The organism is Citrobacter sp. UYEF32, assembly GCF_040546205.1.
Lineage (GTDB): Bacteria > Pseudomonadota > Gammaproteobacteria > Enterobacterales > Enterobacteriaceae > Phytobacter > Phytobacter diazotrophicus.
In genome coordinates this window covers 50,324-75,163 of the sequence record NZ_JBEPNI010000008.1, presented here as the reverse complement: position 1 = coordinate 75,163, position 24,840 = coordinate 50,324, and the positions used below count along the sequence as shown (strand labels likewise).

Here is a 24,840-nt window from a genome sequence, read left to right as displayed (position 1 = left end):
GTTAGCACACTGTTGGCGAGGCGACGATATTTATTATTGTCCGATTACAGCCACTTTTCTTGACCTTCCGGCAAGGGGAGGGTTTATGCTCAAATTTCGGGCTGATAACCGTAAGGAAAGGGACATGCAACGTCGTGATTTTTTGAAATACTCTGCTGCGCTGAGCGTGGCGAGTGCACTGCCGCTCTGGAGTCGTTCTTTGCTGGCGGCGGAAAGGCCTGCGCTACCGATTCCCCCGTTAGTGAGCGCCGATGCACAAAACCATATTCAACTTACGGTTCAGGCAGGGTCATCAACGTTTGCGGGCAAACAGGCGACAACCTGGGGTTATAACGGCAGCCTGCTGGGGCCGGCGATTCAATTGCGTCAGGGGAAAACCGTTAACGTATCCATTCGCAATGCGCTGGCGGAAGAGACAACCTTACACTGGCACGGTCTGGAAGTGCCGGGCGACGTTGACGGCGGGCCGCAGGGCGTGATTAAGCCCGGCGATAGCCGTACGGTCTCGTTTACCCCGAATCAGCCTGCATCAACCTGCTGGTTTCACCCCCATCAACATGGGAAAACCGGCCATCAGGTGGCGATGGGGCTGGCCGGGCTGTTACTGATTGAAGATGATAACAGCCGAAAGCTACGCCTGCCGCAACAGTGGGGCATTGATGATATTCCGGTCATCATGCAGGACAAACGTTTTACCGCTGACGGGCAGATTGACTATCAACTGGATGTGATGAGCGCGGCGGTTGGGTGGTTTGGCGATACGTTACTGACGAACGGTGCGGTTTATCCACAGCATGCGGCACCTCGTGGCTGGCTGCGTTTACGCTTACTCAATGGTTGTAACGCTCGCTCGCTCAACGTGGCTGCCAGCGATAATCGCCCGTTGTACGTTATTGCCAGCGACGGTGGCTTGTTGAATGCGCCAGTGAAAGTCAGCGAGCTGGCCATGTTGCCGGGTGAGCGCTTTGAGGTGCTGGTGGAGACCCGGGATAATAAAGTCTTCGATCTGGTCACGTTGCCCGTACAGCAAGTGGGTATGACGGTGGCGCCTTTTGATAAGCCCTATCCGCTGTTGCGTATTCAACCCGTGGTGGTAACCGCATCTGGCATTTTACCCGATACACTGGCGACGCTGCCCGGGCTGCCAGCGCTGGATGGATTAACACAGCGGACTTTGCAGCTCTCCATGGATCCCATGCTGGACATGATGGGGATGCAGGCTCTGCAGCAAAAATACGGCGATGCCGCAATGGCAGGGATGGGGATGCAGCATGGCAATATGAACCATGGTCAGATGCAGATGAATCATGGCGGAATGAACCATGGCGACATGGGGCAGATGAATCACGGCGATGGCGGGATGGCGTTCCATAGCGCCAATCGAATCAACGGCAAGGCGTTCGATATGCAAGTGCCTGCGTTTGCCGCGCAGAAAGATACCTGGGAGCGCTGGGTCATTTCTGGGGAAGGCGATATGATGCTGCATCCGTTCCATATTCACGGCACACAGTTCCGCATTCTGTCAGAAAACGGTAAGCCGCCTGCCGCACATCGCGCAGGCTGGAAAGATATTGTCAGCGTTGAAGGGGCGAAAAGCGAAGTGTTGGTCCGCTTTGCGCATGATGCGCCGAAGGAGTATGCCTATATGGCACACTGCCATCTGCTTGAGCATGAAGATACGGGCATGATGCTTGGATTTACGGTGTAGGTTTACGGTAAAAAGTGTTACCCATGTTCCCGGTTCATACCGGGAGCAGGCATTAAAAAAGGCAACTTGCGTTGCCTTTTTGCTTTTACCTTGTGCAGTCTGAGGGGACGGTGCCTTACTTCTCGTCCGGCAGGGCGTAGGCAACAATATAGTCACCCATCTTCGTACCAAACGAACCGTGACCACCCGCAGAGATGACAACGTACTGCTTGCCATTCACTTCATAGGTCATCGGCGTTGCCTGGCCACCTGCTGGCAAACGGCCCTGCCACAGTTTCTCGCCGTTGCTCATATTGTACGCACGCAGGTAATTATCTGCGGTTGCAGCAATGAACAGCACATTACCGGCAGTAGAGATTGGGCCGCCTAGCATCGGCATCCCCATATTGAACGGCACCGGAACGGGCATCGGGAACGGCATGCTGTCCTGCGGCGTACCAATACGTTTTTTCCACACTACCTGGTTGGTTTTCAAATCCAGCGCGGAAATATAACCCCATGCTGGCTGCTTACACGGCAGGCCAAACGGAGAGAGGAACGGATTCAGGGTTACGCCGAACGGCACGCCATACTGCGGCTGAATCCCCGCCTCTGTACCGCTACCTTTCGCATCTTTCGGCTGCTCCATCGGGTTGCCCGGACCGCGTGGGATCAGTTTAGAGACAAACGGCAGGGCCATCGGGTTGGCGATCGCGACCTGGCGGTTCGGATCAACGGAGATACCCCCCCATTCGAACATCCCCAGGTTACCCGGGAACACCAGTGTGCCTTGCTCAGATGGCGGAGTGAAGATGCCTTCATAGCGCAACTGATGGAACATCACACGGCAGACCAGTTGGTCGAACATGGTCGCGCCCCACATATCCGCCCCGCTGAGATCTTTCTTCGGACGGAAGCTCAGATCTGAGAACGGCTGAGTTTTGGTGACGTAATCGCCTTTGGCCGCACCCTGCGGAACCGGTTTTTCCGGTGCCGGGACAACCAGCTTACCGTTGCTGCGATCCAGCACGAAGATGTTGCCGGTTTTCGCCGGGGCGTAAATCACCGGAACTGTTTTGCCGTTAACCGTGATGTCTGCCAGCGTCGGCTGGGACGGCATATCCATATCCCACAGATCGTGGTGAACGGTCTGGTAACTCCACGCCAGTTTACCGGTAGTGGCGTTCAGCGCCACGATAGAGCTGGCATAGCGTTCCTGCTCCGGCGTGCGGTAGCCGCCCCAGATATCCGGGGTAGTCACACCCATTGGCAGATAGACCAGGTCCAGCTTCGCATCATAGGCGGCTGGCGCCCACGAGTTGGGCGAGTTGAACGTAAAGCTGTGTTGGTCAGACGGAATAGCGTTGGGATCTTTCGCGCCTGGATCAAAAGCCCAGAGCAACTTGCCGGTATTCACGTCAAAACCACGAATAACACCGGAGGTTTCACGGGTAGAGAAGTTGTCCGTTACCGAACCGGCAATCACAATCACCTTATCGGTGATGATCGGCGGTGAGGTAGGTTCATACAGACCTGGCGTGGTGTCCGGCATATTGGTCTGCAGATTCAGAATACCTTTGTTGGCAAAGGTTTCGCACAGTTTGCCGTTGTCGGCGTTGATGGCAAACAGGCGGCCATCGTTAACCGGCAGCATAATGCGACGCGGGCAATCCGCGACAACATCCGGGCTGGCGTTTTCTGCACGTGCTTCATGATAAGAAACACCGCGACAAGTGACATGCTGGAAGGACTGGTTGGCATTTAACTGCGGGTCAAAGTGCCATTTCTCTTTACCGGTCGAGGCGTCCAGAGCGAACAGGCGCTGGTGAGCGGTACACAGATAAAGCGTGTCACCCACTTTAATCGGCGTCACTTCGTTGGTCAGTTCACCCGGGTCTGTTGGCAGTTTCAGGTCTCCGGTACGAAACACCCAGGCTTCTTTCAGGTTCTTAACGTTATCCGCATTGATCTGTTTGAGCGGTGAAAAACGCTGACCTTCCTGGTTGCGGCCATAAGCTGGCCAGTCGCCGTCAGCAACCTGAGAAATCGGGGCAGCCGGCGTGGCATCCGCATTCAGCGTACCGTTCACTTCTTGCGGGTCATTAAAGCCCGCCCAGGTGAGAATGCCGCCGCTAATCAGCAGCGCAACCACCAGTGCGGCAACCGCACCACCGGAAGGGAAAATCAGTCTGCGCCAGACGAAAGGCAGAATAAGCCAGGTACCGAAGAAGACCAGGATATCGCTGCGAGGCGTGAGCGCCCAAAAGTCGAAGCCCACTTCCCACACGCCCCAGATCATGGTCGCCAGCAGCAACGCGGCATACAGCCATAATGCTGACTGCTTACGCCGCCAGAGCAGTGCAGTGACGCCAAGCATTACCACCCCGGCAATAGGGTAGTACCAGGAACCACCAAGAGAGACCAGCCATACTCCGCCGATCAGTAAGTACAGTCCGCAGAATGCTGCGAACAGCGCGGTCAGTATCACAAGGATACCTGAGCGTTGCGTTTTTGTTTCAGCCATAAAAAGACACTCATCAAATTCATTAATGTTTTAGTAGCAACTAATTATAGGATTTAACAAGTGTGATCGTCATCACAAAATGAGCTTTATCGACAGATAAGCATCGGAAATGCGTTTGCTGGTATACTGCACGCCTTGCGCTTCAATAACCAAAGCAAAACGCGGGTTATTGAGTGATTTAGTATTTAAATCATATGGTTATTTAAAATGAAACATATTGTTGAAGTGATGATCCCGGAAGCGGAGATCAAAGCGCGTATCGCCGAATTGGGTCGTCAAATCACAGAACGTTATCAGGACAGTGGCAGTGAAATGGTGCTGGTGGGCCTGCTGCGCGGCTCATTTATGTTCATGGCGGACCTTTGCCGTGAAGTGCAGGTACCGCACGAAGTCGATTTTATGACCGCCTCCAGCTATGGCAGCGGCATGTCTTCGACCCGCGATGTTAAAATCCTCAAAGATCTGGATGAAGATATTCGCGGTAAAGACGTTCTGATCGTTGAAGATATTATCGATTCCGGCAATACGCTCTCTAAAGTGCGCGAAATTCTCAGCCTGCGCGAGCCGAAGTCTCTCTCTATTTGCACCCTGCTCGATAAACCGTCGCGCCGAGAAGTGCCGGTTGATGTGGAATTTGTCGGCTTCTCGATCCCTGATGAATTCGTGGTGGGCTACGGTATCGATTATGCGCAACGTTATCGCCACCTGCCGTATGTCGGCAAAGTGGTGATGCTGGACGAGTAAGCATAAAAAAGCCGGGCTTTAGCCCGGCCTGATGCGTTATCCCGGCTGGCATCATGCTGCCGGGAAGGCAAGATTATCTGTGGTTGATGTGTTTCTTGCTGAGGTTCGAGACGCCCTGACGGTAGCGCTGTTCCAGGCTTTCGCGGTTCGTTGCGGTGACTTCCAGGTCACGCAGTAAACCATCGTGGATGCCATACGCCCAACCGTGAATCGTGACTTTTTGTCCACGTTTCCAGGCAGATTGCATAATGGTGGAGTGACCCAGGTTATACACCTGCTCCATCACGTTCAGCTCGCAAAGGGTATCAAGGCGGCGCTCCTGCGGCATCTCGCCAAGCAACGAACTATGCTTGAACCAGATATCGCGAATGTGCAGCAGCCAGTTGTTAATCAGCCCCAGTTCCGGGTTTTCCACCGCCGCCTGCACACCACCACAGCCGTAGTGGCCGCAGATGATGATATGCTCAACTTCCAGTACATCGACCGCGTACTGAACCACAGAAAGGCAGTTCAGGTCGGTATGAATAACCAGGTTGGCAACGTTACGGTGAACAAACAGTTCGCCTGGCTCAAGGCCGGTAAGGCGTTCTGCGGGAACGCGACTGTCAGAACATCCAATCCATAGAAAACGCGGTTTCTGCGCTTGCGCCAGTTTTTCGAAAAAGCCGGGATCCTCTTCCACCAGCATTTTTGACCATAGTGCATTGTTGCTGATGAGTGTATCTATGTCTTTCATGGAAGTTAACGACCTGTAACCAAATAAGTGCGTTGCGCTAATATAGGTCAACTCCCACGTTTTTTAAACCACACATCGAGTGTAAGAATAAGGTAAGTGAAAATTCATGACCATTGCACTGGAGCTTGAGCAGCTTAAAAAAACCTACCCGGGCGGCGTTCATGCGCTACGTGGTATTGATCTTAAAGTAGAAGCTGGGGATTTTTACGCGTTACTGGGACCAAACGGCGCAGGAAAATCGACCACCATAGGTATCATCAGTTCTCTGGTAAATAAAACGTCCGGACGCGTGAGTGTCTTCGGCTACGACCTGCAAAAAGATATCGTTAACGCCAAACGGCAGCTCGGTCTTGTGCCGCAGGAGTTCAATTTTAACCCGTTTGAAACCGTACAGCAGATTGTGGTTAACCAGGCAGGTTACTACGGCGTTGAGCGTAAAGAGGCGCTGGAGCGTAGCGAAAAATACCTGAACCAGCTCGATCTGTGGGAAAAACGCAACGAACGAGCGCGTATGTTATCGGGCGGGATGAAGCGTCGTTTGATGATTGCCCGCGCCCTGATGCATGAGCCGAAGCTGCTGATCCTTGATGAACCTACGGCCGGGGTGGATATCGAACTGCGTCGTTCTATGTGGGGCTTTCTGAAAGATCTCAACGACAAAGGCACCACCATCATTCTGACTACCCATTATCTGGAAGAAGCCGAGATGCTGTGTCGCAACATTGGCATTATTCAGAGCGGTGAGCTGATTGAAAACACCTCCATGAAGTCATTGTTGGCGAAGCTAAAATCGGAAACCTTTATCCTCGATCTGGCAACGAAAAGCCCGTTACCGAAGCTGGAAGGTTACCAGTATCGGCTGGTGGATACGTCGACCCTGGAGGTCGAAGTGTTGCGTGAGCAGGGGATAAATAGCGTGTTCAGCCAGCTTAGCGCGCAGGGCGTACAGGTCTTGAGTATGCGCAACAAGGCTAACCGTCTGGAAGAGCTGTTCGTCACGCTGGTGCATGAGAAAAAAGGAGAGCACGCATGATGCAGCTTTATTGGGTGGCATTGAAAAGTATCTGGCATAAAGAAATTCAACGGTTTATGCGTATTTGGGTACAGACGCTGGTGCCGCCGGTGATTACCATGACCCTCTATTTTATTATCTTTGGTAATTTGATTGGCTCACGTATCGGTGAAATGCACGGCTTTACCTATATGCAATTCATCGTGCCAGGCCTGATCATGATGGCGGTGATCACTAATGCCTATGCAAACGTGGCGTCATCATTTTTCAGCGCCAAGTTTCAACGCAATATTGAAGAGCTGCTGGTCGCCCCGGTGCCCACACATGTGATTATCGCAGGGTATGTGGGTGGCGGCGTGGCGCGCGGTTTATGTGTCGGGGTGCTGGTGACGGCCGTGTCGCTGTTTTTCGTGCCTTTTCAGGTCCACTCGTGGGTTTTTGTTGCGTTAACGCTGCTGTTGACCGCGGTATTGTTCTCGCTGGCGGGTCTGCTGAATGCCGTTTTTGCGACAACCTTTGATGACATCAGCCTGATCCCAACATTTGTCCTGACACCGCTGACCTATCTCGGTGGGGTGTTCTATTCGCTGACGTTGCTACCGCCCTTCTGGCAGGCGCTGTCTCATCTCAACCCCATTGTTTACATGATTAGCGGTTTCCGCTTTGGTTTCCTCGGTATTACCGATGTGCCGCTTTTCACCACTGTGGCGGTTTTGGCGGTGTTTATCATCGCTTTTTATATATTGTGCTGGTATTTAATTCAGCGCGGACGCGGTCTGCGCAGTTAATCGCCACTTACCCGGCGGCGTTCGTCGCCGGGTTCTCATTGCCCTTTTAATCTATGATATCTGTCACCGACGGCTGATGGTCACCTGGCTAAACTGCAAGTCTGCTAAGGAGATAGGTATGCTGGGATGGGTCATTACGTGCCATGGTGAACTGGCGCAGGAGATGCTGGACAGTCTGGAGAGCCGGTTTGGTCCGCTTAAACAATGTAGAGCGGTCAACTTTCGCCACGGGCTTAGCACCAATATGCTCAGCCGCATGATTTGTGATGCGTTGCATGAAACGGATTCCGGTGATGGCGTGGTTTTTTTGACCGATATTTCCGGGGCTGCACCTTACCGTGCCGCCTCGCTCATGAGCCACAAGCATGAGCATTGTGAAGTGATATCCGGCGTTGATGCTGAGTTACTGGAAGCAATGTATCCGCTGCGTGAAGTATGTAGCAGTGCCGATTTTCGTGAGCAGATTGTGGGCGCTGGCGCGCCGGTGGTCAGCAGTCTCTGGCATCAGCAACAGAAAAATCCGCCGTTTGTGTTGTTACATGATTTGTATGAAAAATAAACGTTGGTATTCATTTTTCTTTTTCCTACAATAACCTAAATTATTTTTAGCCTGGTTAGGTGCATGCCTCGTTTTCTCCTCATTTTGTTCTTGCTGGTGTCATGTAGCGTTTCTGCACGTCTCGTTAGTCAAAATCCCGACCCTGCTCGCTATATGCAAATTACGGAAGATGCCGACATATGGGCGCAGATTGGTAACAATGTTATGACTGTTGGCAATATCCGCGCCGGACAAATTCTGGCGGTTGTGCCAGGGGCGGAAGACTATTACGAATTTCGCTTCGGCTTCGGCAAAGCGTGGATAGATAAAGGGCATCTGGGAACGGTTCGTGGCAGTGAGAAGGTTCAGGATAGCCTTGGCGACCTCAATAAGCCCCTGAGTAATCAAAATTTGATCACCTGGCGTGATACACCGATGTATAACGAGGCGGACAATACCAGTGAACAATTGGGTATTCTGGCCGGGAATCTGCGCTACCCCATCATCAGCAAGCTAAAAGACAGACTCAACCAGACCTGGTATCAGATTCGCATTGGCGAACGTCTGGCGTGGATCAGTAGCCTGGATGCGCAGGAAGATAACGGTATTCCGGTGCTCACCTACCATCATATTCTGGAAGACGAGGAGAACACGCGGTTTCGTCATACCTCGACGACCACCTCTCTTCGCGCTTTCACCAACCAGATGAGCTGGCTGCATGACCAGGGTTATACCACGTTAAGCATGTATCAACTGGAAGGTTATATACGTAACGCGATGAACCTTCCTGCCCGTTCAGTGGTGCTCACCTTTGATGACGGACTGAAATCGGTCAGTCGTTATGCGTATCCGGTGTTGAAGCAGAACGGTTTCAGGGCGACCGCTTTTATTATTTCGTCGCGTATTAAGCGCAAACCGCAGCTCTGGGATCCAAAATCCCTGCAGTTCATGAGCATCTCTGAACTGGAGCAAATTTCGCATGTCTTTGATTTTCAGTCACATACTCATTTCCTGCATCGCACCGATGATGCTGGGCATCCGATCCTGCTAAGTCGCAGTTATGACAATATCCTGATGGATTTTAAGCATTCACGCCGCGCGCTTTCGCAGTTCAACCAGCACATATGGTATCTGGCGTACCCGTTCGGCGGCTATGATGACAAAGCGTTGGCTGCGGCGAAGGATGCAGGATTCCATCTTGCGCTGACCACGGTGCGAGGGAAGGTAAAGCCTGGGGATAATCCGTACTTACTGAAACGGTTGTATATCTTAAAGACGGATTCGCTGGAGGATATGTCGAGGTTAATAAGTAATCAACCTCAGGGATAAATCAGGCAAAATGGGCTATTTTATTTGCCGTTTTGAACCAGGACAGTGCTCGTCATCCTCACGTACTGTGTGTACGCTCCGGTGACTACGCGCTGTCCGTGTTCAAACTGTCTGCATCAATAACGCCCATTATGCCTGATTAATGAGTCGGCCATGCCATTCAGGCAACTTGTACCGGAACCGCTTTTGCCGTGCGTTTCATCTCGTTGTCGCCGTCAAAGTAGGCGACTTTCGGCTGCCAACTACGCGCCTGCTCATCCGGCATGGTGACGTAGCTTGCGATAATCAGGATGTCGCCAACGTCAGCACAGTGCGCCGCCGCACCGTTAACTGAAATGATGCGGGAGCCACGTTCACCGGCAATGGCATAGGTGGAAAAGCGCTTACCGTTGGTGACGTTGTAAATATCGATGGCTTCGTATTCCAGGATACCAGCCGCCTCAAGGAAATCCTGGTCAATCGCGCAGGAACCTTCATAGTGCAGGTCGGCCTGTGTCACTTTGACGCGGTGGAGCTTGCCTTGCAGCATCGTGCGAATCATAACTTCTACCTTTAATGGCGTAACGAAATACAGGTATATCGCCGGGTGGCATTCGGCTGCCCGGCCAGACTTTCCCGGCCCGGCGACAGCGCCAGACCAGGCCGATAACAGGCCAGTATTGCCCGTTTTTTAACCCCTGTCTACAGGGGGAGATCAACCACTTTATTGTCGATGAGACGCGCCTGACCCAGCCAGGCGGCCATCAAAATCACCGCGCGTTTGCTGGTCTGCGCCAGCTCCAGAAGCGTGTCTGCATCGCGGATCTGGATGTCATCTGCGCGAAAGCCGCTGTCGTTAAGTTCCTGTTCCGCCAGGGCAATGATCTCTTCGAGATTGCGATCGCCTGCGCTCAGTTTTGCGGCCATCGCGTTCATGGTTTTGCTCAGAGCCGGTGCGATTTTGCGTTGATCGGCGGTGAGATAGCCGTTACGGGAACTGAGCGCCAGACCGTCTTTAGCACGCACGGTCGGAACCCCGACAATCTCAATGTCATAGCCCATATCGGCAACCATTTTGCGAATGAGCTGCAACTGCTGGTAGTCCTTTTCGCCAAAGCAGGCGATATCTGGCTGGACCAGGTTAAAGAGCTTGCTGACGATGGTGGAAACACCACGGAAATGCCCCGGGCGGCTTGCGCCTTCAAGCATGGTGGAGATACCTGGCACATCCACATAGGTTTGCGTGTCCGTGCCCTGCGGATAAATATCATTTGGCACAGGGGCGAAAACAAAATCCACTTTCCGTTTATTGAGCTTTTCGCAATCTTCCTGCAGGGTGCGCGGGTAGCGAGCCAGATCGTCGGCGCGGTCAAACTGCATGGGGTTGACGAAAATGCTCACCACGACCACATCCGCGCGGGCTTTGGCTTCCTCAACCAGCGTCATATGACCATCGTGCAGGTTGCCCATCGTTGGCACCAGCGCAATGCGTTTTCCTTCCTGACGCGCTCTTCGAATATGCTGGCGCAGTAACGGCAGGGTTTCGATAATCAACACAACGGCACTCCTTAATGGAAACTGTGTTCTTCGCCCGGATAGACCCCGGACTCAACGTCGGCAATATACTGGCGCACGGCAACGCGCATGTCGCCTGCCTCGCTCAGAAAGTTTTTTGCAAATTTGGGGATATGACCACCGGTAATGCCGAACGCGTCGTGCATCACCAGAATCTGGCCGTCTGTGACGTTACCTGCGCCGATACCAATGACCGGAATGGTCAGCGCGTCCGTGACACGCTTTGCCAGCTCAACCGGCACACACTCCAGCACCAGCAACTGCGCACCAGCGGCTTCCAGCGCCAGCGCGTCGTCCAGTAGCGTTTGTCCGGCATCGCCGCGCCCCTGAACTTTGTAGCCACCGAAGATATTTACGGACTGCGGCGTTAACCCCAGGTGCCCGCACACCGGTACAGCGCGTTCGGTGAGCATTTTCACCGTATCACTCAACCAGCGACCGCCTTCGATTTTTACCATATTGGCCCCGGCGCGCATCACGGCGGCGGCGTTTTCAAAGGCCTGCTCCGGTGTGGAATACGCCATAAACGGCAGGTCGGCCAGTAGCAAACAATGAGGGGCGCCACGGCGCACCGCGCGCGTGTGATAGGCAATGTCGTCTACCGTCACGGGCAGGGTGGAATCATGACCTTGTACCGTCATCCCTAACGAGTCGCCAACCAACATCACATTGATGCCTTCTTCGGCGAACAGTTTAGCGAAGCTGTAATCGTAGGCTGTGATGGTAGCGAAGCGTTTTTTTTCCTGTTTGCACTTAAGCAGCCAGGAGATGGTGGTGGGTTTCATAACGTTTCCTGATGGCTAAAAACGAATTCTGGCGCATTCTAACAGCAACATTCAGGTGAACAATGATTTTAGGCAATCGTTTAACACCGATCACATCAGAAGCGCCAGAAAAGCGTTTTACCACAAGGCAGGTTTGTCCGCTGCGCATTCTGTGAGGGCGGCGCTCAGCGTCATACCATCAGGGAATCGCAGGGCAGGGGCAATTTCAAATAACGGCCACAGCATAAAGCCGCGATTTTTCATGTCGTAATGGGGAACGGTGAGACGCGGCGTCTGAATAACCTGATCGCCAAACAGCATGATATCCAGGTCCAGCGTGCGTGGCCCCCAGCGCTCGGCTTTACGCACGCGCCCTTGCTGCAGTTCAATGCGCTGGGTGTGGTCAAGCAGCGCTTCGGCCTCAAGGGTCGTTTCCAGCGCGACGGCGGCGTTGAGATAGTCAGGCTGATCCTGCGGGCCAAGCGGAGGCGTGCGGTAGAACGAGGAGACGGTGACCACGCGGCTTTGCGGGATCTCCCCAATGGCGTCCAGCGCTGCCTTTACCTGCTCCAGAGGCGATGCGAGATTACTGCCGATGGCGATATAGCAAAGGGTCGGGGACATACAGGCTCCTGCGTTTTTCATTCTCTATAGCATCAGGCCTGCGCGTGGCAGGCCTGAAAGGGATAACATTATGCGCTGCCTTCACGGCGCGGCGCGCGTTTGCGCGGGCGGCGATGGCGACGGCGAACGGCGGGTTCATCGCCCAGGTCGTCAAGCATATCTTTCTGCTCAGGCGGTGCGGAAACCTGAAATTCTCCCCACCATTTCACCAGCCGCTGCAGTTCGCCGTTGTTTTCAACCTCGGCACGCAGGGCCAGCAGATCGTAGGCTGCGCGGAATTTCGGATGCTCCATCAGTTTCCACGCGCGTTTACCCTGACGACGGGACATACGCAGTTGTAGCTGCCAGATATCGCGAATCAGCGAGGTGATGCGTTTCGGGATGGCCAGTGAACGGCAGGCTTCATCCAGCACATCGTTCATGGCAAGCGCAAAGGCGTCGTAATATGCCAGACCGCCTTCCTGAGTAATGCGCTGCGCGGTTTCCAGCAGCGGATACCAGAACATAGCCGCAAACAAAAACGCCGGGTTAACCCGCATATCGTTGTGAAGGCGGGTATCGGTGTTTTTCAGCACCTGCGCAATGATGCGTTCCATCGGGCTGTCACCGTTTTCGGTGAAGAAGCGACTGATGGTAGGAAACAGAGGCTGGAAGAGGTTGTATTCGCGCAGCAGCATGTAGGTATCGAAACCATAGCCCGCTTGCAATAATTTCAGCGACTCTTCAAACAGGCGCGCAGGGGGGACGTCATTAATCAGGGCGGCCAGACGAGGAATCGGTTCGGCCGTTTCAGCGCTGATGTTCATACCCAGCTTGGCGGCGAAACGCACCGCGCGCAGCATACGTACCGGGTCTTCGCGATAGCGGGTTTCCGGGTTGCCAATCAGGCGAATGACGCCCTCATCCAGATCGCGCATGCCGCCGACATAATCACGCACGGTGAAGTCAGCAACGCTGTAATAAAGGCTGTTAATGGTGAAATCGCGACGCTGAGCATCTTCTTCGATAGAACCGAAAATATTGTCGCGCAGCAACATGCCATTCTGGCCACGCTGAGACGTGGTGCGGTCGGCTTCGGTATCTTCGTGATGGCCGCGAAAGGTGGCGACTTCAATGATTTCCGGCCCGAACATGACGTGGGCCAGGCGGAAACGGCGACCCACCAGGCGGCAGTTGCGGAATAATTTACGCACCTGGTCCGGCGTGGCGTTCGTCGTGACGTCGAAATCTTTTGGTTTTTTGCCCAGCAATAAATCACGCACGCCACCACCGACGAGATAAGCCTCGTAACCGGCTTTGTTCAGGCGGTAGAGGACTTTGAGCGCATTTTCACTGATATCTTTGCGAGAAATAGCGTGCTGTTCACGCGGGATAACCGTCATCTGAGGTTGGACGCTAGCCTCAACGACCATGCTCTCTTCGCGACTTAGCACCTTACGGCAAAAATTAGCGACTCGGGTAAAAATAGTGCACCTCGGTAGTGTCAAACGTCAGGACAAAAAAATAAGGACAAAAAAATAGCGGCTAATCATAGCTCAGCGCGAGGCGTTTGAGAATGCCGTATTCACATCCACTGCAATGGGCACGTTAGCGAGCGTCCAGTTTGCCACCGCATTTTTCAACAAATCGTCGACGCTGAGATCCTGCCACTCATTTGTTGCGCTCTGGTTTAAGAATTGTAACGCCCTGATTATTATGGGGCGCGGATCGCCACCGGGCAAGGCTGGCGCATGGTTTTGCTTGGAGAGTTTATTCCCTTGCGCATTGAGCGCCAGCGGCAGATGGACATACTGTGGCACTGGCCAGCCAAATTGTCGGTAGAGCGAAATTTGCCTGACCGTGGGTTCAATTAAATCTGCGCCGCGCACAATTTCCGTGATGCCCTGAAAATGGTCGTCAACCACGACGGCGAGGTTATAGGCAAACAGGCCATCCCGGCGGTGGATAATAAAATCCTCGCGCGCCAGTTTTTCATCCGCATAGAGTTCGCCGCGTAGCCTGTCGTGAAAATGGAGCACCGGATGTTGCTGCACCAGACGTACAGCCGCATTTTCCGGGCCATTATTAGCGCTACGGCAGTGGCCGTCATAGGTGCCGCCCACGCTCTGAATGCGCGCCCGCGTACAGGTACAGTAGTAACTCAGCCCACGAGTACGAAGCCAGGCCAGCGCGTCGCGGTAGGCCTCATGACGTTGTGATTGCCAGAGTACATCGCCATCCCAGTGCAGGCCGTAATGCTCAAGCTGGCGCAAGATGGTGTCTGCGGCACCGGGAACTTCACGCGGGGGATCAATGTCTTCGATACGCACTCGCCAGGTACCCTGCTGCGCGCGCGCCTGCAGGTAGCTGCCAAGTGCAGCAATGAGCGAGCCAAAATGGAGTTCACCGGACGGTGACGGCGCAAAGCGCCCAATATAGTGAGAGTCAGACATAAAAGACAGGAAACGCCGACAATACGGGAAATTTTCCCCGACTATAGCACAGCCTGATTTGAAGGCGCAGGCTGGAATCAGCGCTGCGCCGTCTGAGGGGTTGACCGGCTGTCGGTCAGAGGCGAATTAACCCGCCATCTGTTTTTCGCGAATTTCCGCCAGTGTTTTGCAATCGATGCACAGGTCAGCGGTGGGACGCGCTTCCAGGCGGCGAATGCCGATTTCAACACCGCAGGATTCGCAGTAGCCGAAATCTTCGTCTTCAACTTTTTTCAGCGTTTTCTCGATCTTTTTGATCAGTTTACGCTCGCGGTCACGGTTACGCAGTTCGAGGCTGAACTCTTCTTCCTGTGCGGCACGGTCTACCGGGTCCGGGAAGTTAGCTGCTTCATCCTGCATATGGGTGACGGTGCGATCGACTTCATCCCTGAGTTGATTACGCCACGCTTCAAGAATACGCCTGAAGTGCGCCAGCTGGGCTTCATTCATATACTCTTCGCCCGGTTTCTCTTGATACGGCTCCACCCCAGCGATGGCGAGAATACTCAGGGACGATGTTTTACGGTTTTGCCCTTCTTGCATGTTGCTTCTCCTTAACACGCACTATCGATCCCCGTGTTGGGGGAAAATCAGGCCGCTATAAATAGCAGATGCTTTTCCGGATGGCAAATATCTAAACGTAACACTTGACAAGCCTGTGAGGAAAAGCGTATTTGCGCACGCGACCAGAACACTTATTAGTCAATTTAGTCAATCGCTGCCCTATATTGTGAAAGGCAGCGGCAATCTCAGAGTCATATTTGTAGCAGAAAGTTCCGCTTTTACCGCCAGAATTTCTACTCCCTGACCTTGTGCTTCCTTTAACAATCGTGCGTATTTCTCATCAATATGGCGCGCTGGAGAAAAATGTTCAACGGCTGAATGCAGCACGGCAAACAGAATAACCGCGCGGTCGCCGCTGGCCGCTACGCTCATTAACTCACGCAGATGCTTTTGTCCGCGTAGCGTAACTGCATCAGGGAAAAAACCGCATTCCCGCTCGGCGAGCGTTACTGATTTCACTTCAATATAGCAGTTGCGTCGGCCATCCGCCTGTAACAGAAAATCAATTCTGCTGCCTTCGGCACCATATTTCACTTCACTTTTCAGTGCACTGTAACCCGACAGTCCTGGCAAACGGTTTTGCTGTATTGCTTCTTTCGTTAACGTATTAGCGCGAAGCGTATTAACGCAAATAAAAGCGCCCTGTTGGGTTTGCGTTAATTCCCAGGTATGCGGATATTTGCGTTTAGTATTTTCTGATGTGGAATACCAAACCGTGTCGCCAGGCGTGGCGCAACCGGTCATTGCGCCGGTATTGGGACAATGGATTGTCAATGTTTCGCCTTCTGGCGTGATCACATCGGCAAGAAACCGCTTATAGCGCTGAATAAGCGTGGCGGATCGGAGGGGCGGAGAAAATTCCATGACATATCCTTTTTATGTTTTTAGCGTCCAGCGGTTTAACGCCGTGTAGCGCAGACGTCCTCCGGCAAACTGCGATTCATATAAGACAAATTCTGTTACAGGAAAAGTCCAGTGAAAACCCGGCGGCGGTATCGTGACCGCATGACTGGCATCGCGTAGCAGGGTGATATGAGGATGAAACGGCGTTGGACTTTGCCAGCATCCGCTGCGTGCAGCCTGAGCGCGCAGCATATCCGCCAGTTGCAACAGCCCGCGTGGCGACTGGCGACAGCCAAGCCAGACGACGCGCGAACGCAACCATTGCCCGGCATCATCGAGTTGTAACGTAAAGCCTGGCTGACGAATGCGCCCGGCCAGCGTTTCCAGCGCCCGTTGTTTTTCCGCGCTCACTTCCCCCAAAAACGCCAGTGTCAGATGTAAGTTTGCTGCCGCAACCGGTCGCCCGGCATCCTGCGGGAAATGTTCCGCCCGCCAGCGCACCACCTCCTGTCGGGTGGCGTCGGGCAATTCGATGGCAAAAAACAGCCTTTTCGATTCAGACATGGCAGGCACTCAGTTAGGATTTGTCGCGATGCTACAATGGCAGGCGGATGCTCGCAAATCCTTCGGCGCTCCAAAGCGCCGTAGTTCATGTACAATTGGCCCCGTCCTTATCAATGTGAATCCTCTGGAGCCTTGAGTGTCCTCACTGCCGGTTGCTGCCGTATTGCCCGACCTTCTCAATGCGTTACAACACGCTCCCCAGGTACTGCTAACTGCCCCGACAGGCGCGGGGAAGTCAACCTGGCTGCCGCTGCAATTGTTGCAGCAGGGCGGTATTGACGGGTGTATTTTACTGCTTGAACCGCGCAGGCTGGCTGCCCGTAACGTGGCGCAACGGCTGGCGGAACTGCTCAATGAGCAGCCTGGTGACACGGTCGGCTACCGGATGAGAGCCCAAACTTGTGTTGGGCCGAATACGCGTCTGGAAGTGGTGACTGAGGGGATCCTGACGCGAATGATCCAGCACGATCCCGAGCTGAACGGCGTTGGTCTGGTGATCCTTGATGAATTCCACGAACGTAGCCTGCAGGCCGATCTGGCGCTGGCGCTATTGCTGGATGTCCAGCAGGGACTGCGTGACGACCTGAAACTGCTGGTCATGTCAGCCACCCTTGATAACAGCCGCCTGCAGACCCTGTTGCCGGATGCGCCGCTAATTGTTTCCGAAGGGCGTATGCACCCGGTCGAGCGGCGCTATCAGGCCTTAAACAGCCATCAGCGCTTTGACGAGGCGGTCGCGGTGGCGACAGCCGATTTGCTGCGTTCGCAATCGGGGTCGTTGTTACTGTTTTTGCCGGGAGTCGGGGAGATCCAGCGTGTGCAGGAACAACTGGCCAGCCGGGTCGCTGACGATGTATTGCTCTGTCCGCTGTATGGGGCGTTGTCGCTCAATGAACAACGCAAAGCCATTCTTCCGCCGCCTGTCGGGCAACGAAAGGTGGTGCTGGCGACCAATATCGCCGAGACCAGCCTGACCATAGAAGGCATTCGTCTGGTAGTGGACAGCGCCCAGGAGCGGGTGGCCCGTTTCGATTCGCGAACAGGGCTAACACGGCTTGTCACTCAGCGCGTGAGCCAGGCATCGATGACGCAGCGTGCTGGACGTGCCGGGCGCCTTGAACCAGGTATCTGTTTGCATTTGATCGGCAAAGAACAGGCCGAAAGGGCGGCGGCACAGAGCGAGCCAGAGATTTTGCAAAGCGATTTGTCTGGCCTGTTGATGGAGTTGTTACAGTGGGGATGCCAGGATCCCGTGCAGCTTAGCTGGCTGGATTTACCGCCAGCGACTAACCTTGCCGCAGCGAAGCGGTTGTTGACGCAACTGCGGGCGCTGGAAGGCGATCGCCTCTCTGCGTTCGGGAAAAAAATGGCATCGCTGGGTAACGATCCGCGCCTGGCCGCGATGTTAGCGAGCGCCAGCGGTGCGGATGAGGTGGCAACGGCGGCGAAGCTGGCAGCCATCCTTGAAGAGCCGCCGCGCGGCGGTAATACCGATTTGAGCGTTGCCTTTTCCCGCAATCAGCCCCAGTGGCAGCAGCGTGCCCGACAGCTGATCCGGCGGTTGAAAAGTGCGGAAGGGGAGTCGGATAGCGATCTGTTGGCGCCGTTGCTTGCCAGCGCTTTTGCCGACCGCATTGCGCGCAGGCGTGGCCAGGACGGGCGTTATCAACTCGCAAACGGAATGGGCGCAATGCTTGACGCGGATGACGCGCTTAATCGCCATGAATGGCTGCTCGCGCCACTGCTGTTACAAGGGAGCCAGTCGCCGGATGCCCGCATTTTGCTGGCGCTGCCGCTTGACATTGATCGGTTAATGGCAGCTTGTCCGCACATTGTTGAGCCGTCTGACTCTGTGGAATGGGATGAAGCGCTGGGAACCTTAAAGGCATTTCGCCGTAGCCGGATTGGTCAATTGACGGTTAAGGTTCAGCCGCTGGCGAAGCTTCCGGAAGAAGAACTACACCAGGCGATGCTCAACGGCATTCGTGATAAAGGGTTGGATGTCCTTAACTGGACGCCCGAGGCGAAACAGCTTCGTCTGCGTTTACATTGCGCGGCGAAATGGCTGCCGGAAGAGGCATGGCCTGCGGTAGATGACGCTTCGCTGCTGGCTTCTCTGGAAAGCTGGCTGTTACCGCAAATGGGGGGCGTACATTCGCTTCGCGCGTTGAAAGCGCTGGACGTGGGCGAAGCATTAAAAGCTTTCTTACCCTGGCCTTTGCGTCAACGTCTGGATAGTGAACTGCCTGGGCATTACACTGTGCCGACGGGAAGTCGGATTGCCATTCGTTATCATGAGGATAATCCGCCTGCTCTGGCGGTGCGTATGCAGGAGATGTTTGGTGAGGCCACAACGCCTGTTATCGCTCAGGGGCGCATTGCGCTGGTACTGGAACTGCTTTCCCCGGCTCAGCGTCCGCTGCAAATTACGCGCGATTTAGCGGCGTTCTGGCAGGGCGCCTACCGTGAAGTGCAAAAAGAGATGAAAGGGCGTTACCCGAAACATGTCTGGCCTGACGATCCGGCGAATGCCGCACCGACGCGGCGCACGAAAAAGTATTCGTAGTTATGGGCGGGGCAGATTGATGCCCTCACCCCGGCCCTCTCCCACAGGGAGAGGGTGCAGACGCTAAGATTTTCTCGTTGAGAACATCTGCTGTTTACCTGGAGTGCGGCCTGATGCCCTCACCCCGGCCCTCTCCCACAGGGAGAGGGTGCAGACACTAAAGATTTTCTCGTTGAGAAAATCTTGCTGTTTACCTGGAGTGCGGCCTGATGCCCTCACCCCGGCCCTCTCCCACAGGGAGAGGGTGCAGACACTAAGATTTTCTCGTTGAGAAAATCTTGCTGTTTACCTGGAGTGCGACCTGATGCCCTCACCCCGTCCCTCTCCCACAGGGAGAGGGTGCAGACACTAAAGATTTTCTCGTTGAGAAAATCTTACTGTTTATTTTGAGAGATTTCTTCTTCTGCCTGGAGGCGGAAGAACTGAGAATCAGGCCCTTGCGCCTGAATGTTGCGGAGAGAGAGCATGGCGGGGAATGACCGCGAGCCAATTGGACGTAAGAGCAGACCTTCACGTCCGGCAAAAGAGAAAGTAAGTCGTCGTCGAGTCAGAGAAGAGGAATACGACGATTACGAAGATGATGATGGCGATGAGCAGGACTCAGCGCCGCGCAAAGGGAAAGGTAAAGGCGGTAAACCTCGCGGTAAGCGCCGTTGGTTCTGGCTGCTGTTGAAAATTTGTATCGTGGGTGCGGTGCTGCTGGCCATTTATGGCGTGTACCTGGATCAGAAGATCCGCAGCCGTATCGATGGCAAAGTGTGGCAACTGCCGGCTGCCGTCTATGGCCGTATGGTCAACCTTGAGCCGGATATGCCCATCAGCAAAAACGAGATGGTCAAACTGCTGGAAGCCACACAGTACCGTCAGGTGACGAAGATGACGCGTCCTGGCGAGTTTACCGTGCAGGCGAAAAGCATTGAGATGATCCGCCGCCCGTTTGACTTCCCTGATAGCAAAGAAGGGCAGGTCCGGGCTCGTCTGACGTTTGATGGCGACCGACTCGATAGCATTGAGAACATGGACAGTAACCGTCAGTTCGGTTTCTTCCGTCTCGATCCGCGTTTGATCACCATGCTTTCCTCGCCTAACGGCGAACAGCGTCTGTTTGTCCCGCGCAGTGGCTTCCCGGATCTGCTGGTGGATACGCTGCTGGCGACCGAAGACCGCCACTTCTACGAGCATGATGGTATCAGTTTTTACTCGATTGGCCGTGCGGTGCTGGCGAACCTGACCGCCGGACGTACGGTGCAGGGGGCGAGTACGCTGACCCAGCAATTGGTAAAAAACCTGTTCCTGAGCAGCGAGCGCTCCTATTGGCGTAAGGCTAACGAAGCCTATATGGCACTGATCGTCGATGCCCGTTACAGCAAGGATCGTATCCTTGAACTGTACATGAACGAAGTGTACCTCGGGCAGAGCGGTGATAACGAAATCCGTGGTTTCCCGTTGGCAAGCCTTTACTACTTTGGCCGTCCGGTGGAAGAGCTGAGTCTCGACCAGCAGGCGATGTTGGTCGGGATGGTGAAAGGGGCGTCAATCTACAACCCGTGGCGTAACCCAAAACTGGCCCTGGAGCGACGTAACCTTGTCCTGCGCCTGATGCAAGAGCAGAAGGTGATTGACCAGGAGCTTTACGACATGCTCAGCGCTCGTCCACTTGGTGTGCAGCCGCGTGGTGGCGTGATTTCGCCGCAGCCTGCGTTTATGCAGATGGTCCGTCAGGAGCTTCAGGCTAAACTCGGCGATGACAAAGTGAAGGACTTGTCGGGCGTGAAGATTTTCACCACCTTTGATTCTGTTGCGCAGGACGCGGCAGAAAAAGCGGCGGTGGAAGGTATTCCGGCCTTGATCAAGCAGCGTAAACTGGACGACCTGGAAACCGCGATGGTGGTTGTGGATCGCTTCAGTGGCGAAGTCCGTGCAATGGTCGGCGGGGCGACGCCGCAATTTGCGGGCTATAACCGTGCAATGCAGGCGCGCCGCTCTATCGGCTCGTTGGCAAAACCGGCGACCTACCTGACAGCGCTAAGCCAGCCGGATAAATTCCGTCTGAATACCTCCATTGCCGATGCGCCGATTTCACTGCGCCTGTCGAATGGTCAGGTCTGGGCACCGCAAAACGACGACCACCGTTTTAGCGGTCAGGTGATGCTGGTGGATGCGTTAACGCGCTCCATGAACGTGCCGACAGTTAACCTCGGGATGGCAATGGGGCTGCCTGCGGTGACCGACACCTGGTTGAAATTAGGTGCGCCTAAAGATCAGTTAACGGCTAACCCGTCCATGCTGTTGGGGGCGCTCAACCTGACGCCGATTGAAGTCGCGCAAGCGTTCCAGACCATCGCCAGCGGCGGTAACCGCGCAACGTTGTCTGCGCTGCGTTCAGTCATTGCAGAGGATGGTACGGTGCTGTACCAGAGTTATCCGCAGTCTGAGCGTGCGGTACCTGCACAGGCGGCCTATCTGACCCTGTGGACCATGCAGCAGGTTATTCAGCGCGGTACCGGGCGCCAGCTCGGCGCAAAATATCCGGGGCTGCATCTGGCAGGGAAAACCGGTACCACCAACAATAACGTCGATACCTGGTTTGCCGGGATTGACGGGCGTGAAGTGACGATTACCTGGGTTGGGCGTGATAATAACCAGCCGACCAAGCTGTATGGTGCGAGCGGGGCGATGGCTATCTATCAGCGCTATCTGGCAAACCAGTCGCCAATTCCGCTGGATCTGACGCCGCCGGAAGATATCACCACCATGAGCGTGGATGATATGGGCAACTTCATTTGCGGCGGTGGCGGTGTGCGTTCACTGCCGGTCTGGACGACCAGCCCGGAAACGCTGTGCCAGCAAAATCCGATGATGCAGCAGCAGCCGCAGGGTAATCCGTTCGATCAGTCAACCCCGCCGCCGCAACAGCAGCAGCCTCAGCAACAGCCACCGCAGCAGCAAGAGAAGAGCGACGGTGTTGCAGGCTGGATTAAAGATATGTTCGGTAGTAACTAATGCTCAAACCCCCAGTCGCCCGGCTGGGGGTTTTTGATTTAGGCATGGCTGGAACATCTCTTTAACCTCGTTTTAAATCCTTTTTAATTCCTTTTTAACGCCATCCTTTTTACCTGGTTGTTTATTAATCCCTCACACCGAGCAGGGCCGCTTAGCGCTTGCTATGCGGTCGGCGCTTCGCATATTATGCTGCCGTCATAATAATAATTATCGTTTACGTTATCATTCACTCATTGTCAGAGAACAAACAATGGCGCGTCTAAAAACTGCTCAGCCAGTCAACACCTCACTGCGTAAACTCGCAGTAGTTGTAGCCACAGCGGTTAGCGGCATGTCTGTCTATGCACAGGCTGCAACGACCCAACCTGAAGAAACCGTTACCGTAACCTCCAGCAGCACGGCGGGGCAGGAAAATGCCTGGGGCCCGGCGGCAACGATTGCCGCGCGCCACTCTGCGACGGGGACCAAGACCGACACCCCGATTGAGAAGACCCCGCAGTCTATCTCCGTGGTAACCAGCGAAGAGATGGCCCTGCATCAGCCGAAGTCCGTGAAGGAAGCGCTGAGTTACACGCCGGGTGTCGCCGTGGGGACGCGTGGCGCATCCAACACCTATGACTATCTTGTCATTCGTGGTTTTGCCGCAGATGGTCAGAGCCAGAATAACTACCTCGACGGTATGAAGATGCAGGGCAACTTCTACAACGACGCGGTGATTGATCCTTACATGCTCGAACGTGCTGAAATCCTGCGCGGCCCGGCTTCTGTGCTGTACGGTAAGAGCAGCCCGGGTGGGTTACTGAACATGGTCAGCAAACGTCCGACAACGACGCCGCTGTATGAAGTGCAGTTCAAGATGGGCACCGATAACCTGTACCAGACAGGTTTTGATTTTAGCGACGCGCTGGATGACGACGGCGTTTATTCTTATCGTTTGACCGGCCTGGCACGCTCCGCTAACGCCCAACAGGAAGGGGCAAAAGAGCAGCGCTACACCATTGCGCCGTCTTTCAGTTGGCGTCCTGATGACAAAACGAACTTCACATTCCTTTCTTATTTCCAGAACGAACCGGATACGGGTTACTACGGCTGGTTACCGAAAGAGGGGACCGTTCAGCCGCTGCCAAATGGCTCCCGTCTGCCGACCGACTTCAACGAAGGCGCGAAGAACAACACCTATTCCCGTAATGAGAAAATGGTGGGTTACAGCTTCGAACATGGCTTTAACGATACCTTCACGCTGCGCCAGAACCTGCGTTACGCGGAAAACAAAGTCGCGCAGAATAGCGTCTATGGTTACGGCGTCTGCTCAGATTCAGCCAATGGTTTTAACGCTAGCTGTAATGCGCTCTCTGCAGCGGATAAAGGCCACTATCTGGCACGTAAATACGTCGTTGATAGCGAACGCCTGCAGACGTTCACTGTGGATACTCAGTTGCAGAGCAAATTCGCCACTGGCGATGTAGATCATACCCTGCTGACTGGCGTTGACTTTATGCGTATGCGTAATGATATCGACTCCTGGTTCGGTTATGACAACTCTGTTCCGTTGCTGGATCTCTACAACCCTGTCTCTTCTGATTTCGATTTCGGTACCAAAGATCTGACTAACTCAGGTCCTTATCAGGTGCTGAATAAACAGAAACAGACCGGTGTGTATGCGCAGGATCAGGCGCAGTGGGACAAAGTGCTGGTCACCCTCGGGGGGCGTTATGACTGGGCGAAGCAGGAAACCCTGACCCGTACCACTGGCATACAAACCACCCGTGACGATAAGCAGTTCACCTGGCGCGGTGGCGTTAACTACCTGTTCGACAATGGTGTAACACCATACTTTAGCTATAGCGAATCCTTCGAACCGGCATCCACGACGGGCCAGAATGGCAAGATTTTCGCACCGTCTAAAGGTAAGCAGTACGAAGCGGGCGTGAAATACGTACCAAAAGATCGTCCGATTGTGCTGACCGGTGCAGTGTATCAGTTGACCAAAACCAACAACCTGATGGGCGATCCGGCGGGATCTTTCTACTCGGTTGAAGGCGGCGAAATCCGTGCGCGCGGCGTTGAGCTTGAAGCGAAAGCGGCACTCTCTGCCAGCATCAATGTGGTCGGTTCTTATACCTATACCGACGCTGAGTACACTACCGATACCAACTACAAAGGCAACACGCCTGCCCAGGTGCCAAAACACATGGCATCTCTGTGGGGCGATTACACCATCTTTGATGGCGCGCTCTCTGGTCTGACGCTGGGTACCGGCGCTCGCTTTACCGGTTCCAGCCAGGGCGATCCGGCGAACTCTTTCAAAGTGGGGAGTTACACGTTAGTTGACGCTCTGGTGCGTTACGATCTGGCGCGTGTAGGCCTGGCGGGCTCTAATGTGGCGTTACACGTGAACAACCTGTTCGATCGCGAGTACGTCGCAAGCTGCTTTAATACCTATGGTTGCTTCTGGGGGGCTGAGCGCCAGGTGGTGGCGACAGCAACCTTCCGCTTCTAATCTCTCTTCGGGCACGGTTCGCCGTGCCC

The 24,840-nt window shown here is 54.4% G+C and carries 20 protein-coding genes; 9 read left to right on the top strand and 11 right to left on the bottom strand.

Going from position 1 to position 24,840, the window contains the following annotated elements; all coding sequences use genetic code 11:
- Positions 1-124: 124 nt before the first annotated feature.
- Positions 125-1,708 carry a multicopper oxidase CueO gene (gene cueO / locus ABIB59_RS21540; RefSeq protein WP_354036989.1) on the top strand — a complete coding sequence of 528 codons (1,584 nt, stop codon included), beginning with the start codon at positions 125-127 and terminating at the stop codon, positions 1,706-1,708.
- 115 nt (positions 1,709-1,823) lie between these two features.
- Here cueO and ABIB59_RS21535 read toward each other — a convergent pair whose 3' ends face one another.
- Positions 1,824-4,211: a glucose/quinate/shikimate family membrane-bound PQQ-dependent dehydrogenase gene (locus tag ABIB59_RS21535; RefSeq protein ID WP_354036987.1), complete on the bottom strand. Its 2,388-nt coding sequence runs from the start codon at positions 4,209-4,211 to the stop codon at positions 1,824-1,826.
- 207 nt (positions 4,212-4,418) lie between these two features.
- On the opposite strand from ABIB59_RS21535, the gene hpt reads away from it, so the two are divergent.
- Positions 4,419-4,955, top strand: a complete 537-nt coding sequence (gene hpt / locus ABIB59_RS21530; protein WP_039078400.1) for a hypoxanthine phosphoribosyltransferase — start codon at positions 4,419-4,421, stop codon at positions 4,953-4,955.
- A 73-nt stretch (positions 4,956-5,028) separates the two neighbouring features.
- On the opposite strand, the gene can is transcribed toward hpt, so the two are convergent.
- Positions 5,029-5,691 carry a carbonate dehydratase gene (can, locus tag ABIB59_RS21525; RefSeq protein ID WP_039078401.1) on the bottom strand — a complete coding sequence of 221 codons (663 nt, stop codon included), beginning with the start codon at positions 5,689-5,691 and terminating at the stop codon, positions 5,029-5,031.
- A 106-nt stretch (positions 5,692-5,797) separates the two neighbouring features.
- Here can and ABIB59_RS21520 point away from each other — a divergent pair, with 106 nt between their 5' ends.
- From ABIB59_RS21520 to ABIB59_RS21505, 4 genes are all read left to right on the top strand, one after another.
- The gene (locus tag ABIB59_RS21520; protein ID WP_039078402.1) at positions 5,798-6,724 is read left to right on the top strand and encodes an ABC transporter ATP-binding protein; all 927 of its coding nucleotides are present in this window, start codon (positions 5,798-5,800) and stop codon (positions 6,722-6,724) included.
- On the top strand, positions 6,721-7,491 hold the full coding sequence (locus ABIB59_RS21515; protein WP_039078403.1) for an ABC transporter permease: 771 nt from the start codon (positions 6,721-6,723) through the stop codon (positions 7,489-7,491). Before ABIB59_RS21520 ends, ABIB59_RS21515 begins: the two co-directional genes overlap by 4 nt.
- Before the next feature lie 118 nt (positions 7,492-7,609).
- Complete coding sequence (locus ABIB59_RS21510) at positions 7,610-8,050, top strand: PTS sugar transporter subunit IIA (protein WP_039078404.1); 441 nt, start codon at positions 7,610-7,612, stop codon at positions 8,048-8,050.
- Between the two features lie 63 nt (positions 8,051-8,113).
- A complete protein-coding gene (locus tag ABIB59_RS21505) occupies positions 8,114-9,358 on the top strand; it encodes a polysaccharide deacetylase family protein (protein ID WP_354036983.1) in 1,245 nt (414 codons plus the stop codon).
- Between the two features lie 160 nt (positions 9,359-9,518).
- Here ABIB59_RS21505 and panD read toward each other — a convergent pair whose 3' ends face one another.
- The 9 genes from panD to thpR form a co-directional block, all read right to left on the bottom strand.
- Positions 9,519-9,899, bottom strand: a complete 381-nt coding sequence (gene panD / locus ABIB59_RS21500) for an aspartate 1-decarboxylase (protein WP_039078406.1) — start codon at positions 9,897-9,899, stop codon at positions 9,519-9,521.
- Between the two features lie 140 nt (positions 9,900-10,039).
- Positions 10,040-10,894, bottom strand: a complete 855-nt coding sequence (gene panC, locus ABIB59_RS21495; protein ID WP_039078407.1) for a pantoate--beta-alanine ligase — start codon at positions 10,892-10,894, stop codon at positions 10,040-10,042.
- A gap of 11 nt (positions 10,895-10,905) precedes the next feature.
- Positions 10,906-11,697, bottom strand: a complete 792-nt coding sequence (gene panB / locus ABIB59_RS21490; RefSeq protein WP_039078408.1) for a 3-methyl-2-oxobutanoate hydroxymethyltransferase — start codon at positions 11,695-11,697, stop codon at positions 10,906-10,908.
- Between the two features lie 117 nt (positions 11,698-11,814).
- Complete coding sequence (folK, locus tag ABIB59_RS21485) at positions 11,815-12,300, bottom strand: 2-amino-4-hydroxy-6-hydroxymethyldihydropteridine diphosphokinase (protein WP_039078409.1); 486 nt, start codon at positions 12,298-12,300, stop codon at positions 11,815-11,817.
- A 68-nt stretch (positions 12,301-12,368) separates the two neighbouring features.
- Positions 12,369-13,766: a polynucleotide adenylyltransferase PcnB gene (gene pcnB / locus ABIB59_RS21480; RefSeq protein ID WP_222557120.1), complete on the bottom strand. Its 1,398-nt coding sequence runs from the start codon at positions 13,764-13,766 to the stop codon at positions 12,369-12,371.
- Positions 13,767-13,835: 69 nt separating this feature from the next.
- Complete coding sequence (gene gluQRS, locus ABIB59_RS21475; protein WP_039078411.1) at positions 13,836-14,732, bottom strand: tRNA glutamyl-Q(34) synthetase GluQRS; 897 nt, start codon at positions 14,730-14,732, stop codon at positions 13,836-13,838.
- Between the two features lie 126 nt (positions 14,733-14,858).
- Entirely contained in the window at positions 14,859-15,314 is a 456-nt protein-coding gene (gene dksA / locus ABIB59_RS21470) for an RNA polymerase-binding protein DksA (protein ID WP_001155227.1), read from the bottom strand.
- A gap of 180 nt (positions 15,315-15,494) precedes the next feature.
- A complete protein-coding gene (gene sfsA / locus ABIB59_RS21465) occupies positions 15,495-16,199 on the bottom strand; it encodes a DNA/RNA nuclease SfsA (protein WP_039078412.1) in 705 nt (234 codons plus the stop codon).
- Between the two features lie 12 nt (positions 16,200-16,211).
- A complete protein-coding gene (gene thpR, locus ABIB59_RS21460) occupies positions 16,212-16,742 on the bottom strand; it encodes an RNA 2',3'-cyclic phosphodiesterase (RefSeq protein ID WP_039078413.1) in 531 nt (176 codons plus the stop codon).
- 136 nt (positions 16,743-16,878) lie between these two features.
- Here thpR and hrpB point away from each other — a divergent pair, with 136 nt between their 5' ends.
- The 3 genes from hrpB to fhuA all read left to right on the top strand — a co-directional run bounded on the left by hrpB (position 16,879) and on the right by fhuA (position 24,811).
- Positions 16,879-19,308, top strand: coding sequence for an ATP-dependent helicase HrpB (gene hrpB, locus ABIB59_RS21455; RefSeq protein ID WP_354036970.1), 2,430 nt, complete (start codon positions 16,879-16,881; stop codon positions 19,306-19,308).
- 465 nt (positions 19,309-19,773) lie between these two features.
- Complete coding sequence (gene mrcB, locus ABIB59_RS21450; RefSeq protein ID WP_354036968.1) at positions 19,774-22,311, top strand: bifunctional glycosyl transferase/transpeptidase; 2,538 nt, start codon at positions 19,774-19,776, stop codon at positions 22,309-22,311.
- 250 nt (positions 22,312-22,561) lie between these two features.
- Positions 22,562-24,811: a ferrichrome porin FhuA gene (gene fhuA / locus ABIB59_RS21445; protein WP_079497227.1), complete on the top strand. Its 2,250-nt coding sequence runs from the start codon at positions 22,562-22,564 to the stop codon at positions 24,809-24,811.
- Positions 24,812-24,840: the final 29 nt, after the last annotated feature.

Bases quoted from the DNA above. Each gene is read 5' to 3' on its own strand.
- cueO (WP_354036989.1), top strand. From the start codon at position 125: ATGCAACGTCGTGATTTTTTGAAATACTCTGCTGCGCTGAGCGTGGCG.
- ABIB59_RS21535 (WP_354036987.1), bottom strand. From the start codon at position 4,211: ATGGCTGAAACAAAAACGCAACGCTCAGGTATCCTTGTGATACTGACC.
- hpt (WP_039078400.1), top strand. From the start codon at position 4,419: ATGAAACATATTGTTGAAGTGATGATCCCGGAAGCGGAGATCAAAGCG.
- can (WP_039078401.1), bottom strand. From the start codon at position 5,691: ATGAAAGACATAGATACACTCATCAGCAACAATGCACTATGGTCAAAA.
- ABIB59_RS21520 (WP_039078402.1), top strand. From the start codon at position 5,798: ATGACCATTGCACTGGAGCTTGAGCAGCTTAAAAAAACCTACCCGGGC.
- ABIB59_RS21515 (WP_039078403.1), top strand. From the start codon at position 6,721: ATGATGCAGCTTTATTGGGTGGCATTGAAAAGTATCTGGCATAAAGAA.
- ABIB59_RS21510 (WP_039078404.1), top strand. From the start codon at position 7,610: ATGCTGGGATGGGTCATTACGTGCCATGGTGAACTGGCGCAGGAGATG.
- ABIB59_RS21505 (WP_354036983.1), top strand. From the start codon at position 8,114: ATGCCTCGTTTTCTCCTCATTTTGTTCTTGCTGGTGTCATGTAGCGTT.
- panD (WP_039078406.1), bottom strand. From the start codon at position 9,899: ATGATTCGCACGATGCTGCAAGGCAAGCTCCACCGCGTCAAAGTGACA.
- panB (WP_039078408.1), bottom strand. From the start codon at position 11,697: ATGAAACCCACCACCATCTCCTGGCTGCTTAAGTGCAAACAGGAAAAA.
- folK (WP_039078409.1), bottom strand. From the start codon at position 12,300: ATGTCCCCGACCCTTTGCTATATCGCCATCGGCAGTAATCTCGCATCG.
- gluQRS (WP_039078411.1), bottom strand. From the start codon at position 14,732: ATGTCTGACTCTCACTATATTGGGCGCTTTGCGCCGTCACCGTCCGGT.
- dksA (WP_001155227.1), bottom strand. From the start codon at position 15,314: ATGCAAGAAGGGCAAAACCGTAAAACATCGTCCCTGAGTATTCTCGCC.
- sfsA (WP_039078412.1), bottom strand. From the start codon at position 16,199: ATGGAATTTTCTCCGCCCCTCCGATCCGCCACGCTTATTCAGCGCTAT.
- thpR (WP_039078413.1), bottom strand. From the start codon at position 16,742: ATGTCTGAATCGAAAAGGCTGTTTTTTGCCATCGAATTGCCCGACGCC.
- mrcB (WP_354036968.1), top strand. From the start codon at position 19,774: ATGGCGGGGAATGACCGCGAGCCAATTGGACGTAAGAGCAGACCTTCA.
- fhuA (WP_079497227.1), top strand. From the start codon at position 22,562: ATGGCGCGTCTAAAAACTGCTCAGCCAGTCAACACCTCACTGCGTAAA.